Annotated in this window: 2 protein-coding genes; both read right to left on the reverse strand. The window is 58.9% G+C overall.

Translation table 11 applies throughout. From position 1 onward, the window contains the following. A partial coding sequence (locus tag ACRESD_RS16915) for a PAS domain S-box protein (protein WP_431751970.1) occupies window positions 1–3,539 on the reverse strand: 3,539 nt, incomplete at its 3' end. Window positions 3,540–3,660: 121 nt separating this feature from the next. Continuing rightward, on the reverse strand, window positions 3,661–4,232 hold a 572-nt coding region (locus tag ACRESD_RS16920), incomplete at its 5' end, for a sigma-70 family RNA polymerase sigma factor (RefSeq protein WP_431751971.1).

Consider the following 4,232-nt stretch of genomic DNA (forward strand, 5'->3'; position numbering starts at 1 on the left):
GCGATGATGATATCGGTCACCGTCGAGTTAACCGCATCAGAACCTATAGCTGCGGTAAATGACTTATCAATTTTCAGAACGTCAGGACGTAATGTTTCAAGCCAGGAAAATGAACTGTTGCCGGTGCCGAAGTCATCAATCGCCAGTTGGACGCCCAGGCGTTTGAGTTGGTGCAGAACCTCCAGCGCTTCTTCGGCCTGGCTCATGATGAAGTTCTCGGTAATCTCCAATTGCAGGCATCCCGGCTCCAGGTGGTAATCGCGCAGCAACTGTTCGATGCGCCCCAGCAGGTTGGGATGACGCAGTTGTGCGCCGGCCAGGTTTACCGAGAGTGGGCCGAAGTCCTCGAAGATGTCTTTCCACGCATGCATTTGGCGGCAGGCTTGTTCCAGCACCCAATCACCGATTTGCAGGATCGTACCGTTCTCTTCGGCCAGTGCAATGAAGTGCTCGGGAGGCACGTCGCCGAAGGTGGGGTGGTGCCAGCGAATCAGGGCCTCAGCGCCGATCAGCTCTTGCGTTCTGAGGCTCAGCTTAGGCTGGTAATACAAGCTCAGTTCGTTGCGCTCAATGGCTCGGCGCAGTTCGTGCTCCAGTGCCACACGCTCGTTGGCTTGGGCGGTAAGGTCGCGGGTATAGCTCTCGACCCGGTTGCGGCCTTTGGCCTTGGAGCGGTACATCGCAGCATCGGCGTTTTTTACCAGAGTGGCGACATCAGTACCGTCCTGCGGGTACAAGCAGGTACCAATGCTGGCACTGATAAAGAACTCGTGCTCCCCGGCCTGGAACGGCGGCGTGAAACAGGCAAGCAGTTTGTTGGCCAGATGCTCGGCATCGCTGGCTTGTTGCAGGCCGGGCAGCAGGATGATGAACTCGTCACCGCCCAGCCGCGCCACGGTGTCGATATCGCGCAGTTGCTCCTTGAGGCGTACGGCGATGTCTTTTAGCAGCAGGTCGCCGATGGGGTGGCCGAGGCTATCGTTGATGTGTTTGAAACGGTCCAGGTCGAGGAACAGAACCGCGCCCTGATTGCCAGTGCCCTGTTGGTTGTTGAGCGCTGCCTGCAACCGGTTTTCAAACAGCGTACGGTTAGGCAGGCCGGTCAGCGGATCGTGGTGTGCCTGGTAATCGAGGCGTGCCTGGGCGTGCTTGAGGCTGGAAATATCGGCAAACACCGCGACGAAGTGCGTGATCAGTTGCTCATGGTTGCGCACCGCACTGATGGTCAGCCAGCTGGGGTACAGCTCGCCATTCTTGCGGCGATTGGAAATCTCGCCTTGCCAGTGACCCTGGGCGGTCAACTGATGCCACATGGCTGCATAGAACGCGCTGTCGTGCAGCCCAGAGGCGAGCAGGCGTGGGGTGTGCCCCAGGGCTTCGGCTTCGCTGTAGCCGGTGATCTCGCTGAAAGCACGGTTCACGGCGCTGATGTTCTGATGGATGTCGGTGATCAATACGCCTTCTGCGGTACTTTCGAACACGGTAGCGGCAAGTTGCAGTTTCTCCTGCATCTGTTGGCGTTCGGTGATGTCGCGGGCGATGGTCAGCATGCAGTCTTCATCGCCGATGGGCAGTGGGCGACTGGACACTTCACACAGGCGAATCAGGCCGTCGGCGCGGCGGATGTGGCAGATGAAGTCGCGGACAAACCCGTCGCGCTGCATCAGTTCCAGCATGTGCTTGCGCTCGTTGAGGTCGACCCAGATGCCCAGGTCCAGGGTCGATTGGTCGAGCGATGTGGCGCTGGTGAAGCCGGTCAGGTGGCTGAAACCCTCGTTCACTTCAATCAACAGGCCATCGCGTTGACGACTCAACAGCAAGCCGTCCGGGGATGCATGGAACGCCTTGGCGAATTTCTCCTCGGAGGTTTGCAGGCGCTGTTGGGTTTCCTTGAGTTGGGTGATGTCACGTACCACCACTACCAGTGCTGCGGTGGTGTCGAGTTGGAATGGCTCGGCTGAGATCAGCCCGGTAAATGCTTGGCCATTGCTGCGTAAGAAGGGCATCTCCAGATTGCGAATGCTGGTGGTCTGTACCCGTTGCAGCAGGTCGGGGCCGACGCCTTGAATGCCCCAGATATTCAGTTCGGTGGCGGTTTTGCCCACGGCTTCTTCGGCTGTAAGGCCAATCTGGTCCTCGAACGCCTTGTTGACCTCCAGCAGGCAGCCATCGGACATCCGGGCGATCACCAGCATGTCAGGGCATTGCTGAAACACTGAGGCAAACTTTTGTTCGGACAGTTGCAGTGCTTCTTCGGTGCGCTTGGCCTCGCTGATGTCGATCATCAGGCCGCGCAGCACTGGCTCATGGCCATGTTCGATCAGGCTGACAATGTCGCGCACCCACAGGCAGCGGCCGTCGGCGGTGATCACGCGATAGTCCACACTATGATCGCGGTTGGCGCGGGTTTCGCGGTAGCAATAGGCTTCGGCGCGTGTCAGGTCGGCAGGGTGGACGATGTTGCGCCAGAAGCCTGGAATCAGCCAGTGGGCGCGGGGATAACCCAGCAGGTCTTCGGCATGGGGTGACACGTAGCTATACGTGAAGTCGGCGATGCTGGCTTCCCAGGCAATGGCCGACAGGCTTTCGACCAGGCCGCGATAATGGTACTCGCTGCTGCGCAGTTCCTGTTCCAGGGCGACTCGGCGGGAAATTTCCGAACTGAGCCGACGATTGATCCGAATCACGATGGCCAGCACGGTGCTCAGCAGCAATACGGCGGGGAGGCCGTACATCAGCAAGTCGGCCCAGAATGTGCGGTGGTCGGTGACGCTGCCTACCCAGTGTTGCTGGATGGCCTCGGTTTCATTGGGGCTTAGGTCGGCGAGCACCTTGTCCAGAATACCCACCAGTATTTTTTCATCCCGCGGCACGCCCATCGCCAGTTGATAACGGTAGGGCGTTTCACCGCTGACGTATAAGCCATCCAGCTTGAGTTGGCGCAGGCTCCAGACGCTGGACGCCAGATCGCCGACCACCGCATCCACCTCGTCGGTGGCCAGGGCCTGTAGGGTCGAGCTGACGTTGGGCATGGCCACCAGATTGAGGTCGGGGTGGTGGGTGCGCAGTAGTTCATGGGGGGCATAGTTTTCTACCACAGCAATCTTCAGCCCGTAGAGGTCCTTGAGGTCGCGTGGTTTCGCACCGCCTTCATGGGCAAGGATGACGATGGGAAAATCAAGATAAGGGCGCGTGAACGCCATGTAGCTTTGCCGCTCTGGGGTGGACATGATGCCGGGCAGCAGGTCGAGCTGGTTGTTTTTTGCCTGTTCGAGCACGGCGGTCCAGTTTGCAGGCTCAATCAGTTTGACCCGCACACCCAGGCGGTCCTGGATCAGGCGCACATAGTCGGCAGCCAGTCCCTGGTAGCGACCATTTTCGTCGCGGTATTCGAAGGGTGGCCAAGAGGCATCCACGCCCAGGCGCAACTCCTGATGGTCCGCCAGCCAGCTACGCTCATCATCAGAAAGAGTCAACGCGCCAGCCGTTGCGGTCCAGGTCAGCAGCGACAGCAGTAACACGGTCGGCAGTCTGGGCATAACGGTCTCGTTATGGCACGGGGAATGTTTCGAGTGTAGACGGGCATTGCGGGGGAGGGGGGCTGCAGAGCGTTTTATCTGTAGAAAGCAAAACCCCCGGCCTGGGCCGGGGGTTCTGGTATCACTCGTCGAGGAAGGAGCGCAGATGCTCGCTTCGCGTCGGGTGGCGCAACTTGCGCAGCGCCTTGGCTTCGATCTGACGGATCCGCTCACGGGTTACGTCAAACTGCTTACCGACTTCCTCAAGGGTGTGGTCGGTATTCATGTCGATGCCGAAACGCATGCGCAGTACCTTGGCTTCACGGGCAGTGAGGCCGGACAGTACGTCGCGAGTCGCTTCTTTAAGGCTCTCAACGGTGGCGACATCGATTGGCGACTGCATGGTCGAGTCTTCGATGAAGTCACCCAGATGGGAGTCTTCGTCATCACCAATCGGCGTTTCCATGGAGATCGGCTCTTTAGCGATCTTCAATACCTTACGGATTTTATCCTCAGGCATTTCCATGCGTTCGCCCAGCTCTTCCGGGGTCGGTTCGCGACCCATTTCCTGCAACATCTGCCGGGAAATACGGTTGAGCTTGTTGATGGTCTCGATCATGTGCACCGGAATACGGATGGTGCGGGCCTGGTCGGCGATCGAGCGAGTGATCGCCTGACGAATCCACCAGGTGGCATAAGTCGAGAACTTGTAGC

This window comes from Pseudomonas sp. (genome assembly GCF_050739995.1).
Lineage (GTDB): Bacteria > Pseudomonadota > Gammaproteobacteria > Pseudomonadales > Pseudomonadaceae > Aquipseudomonas.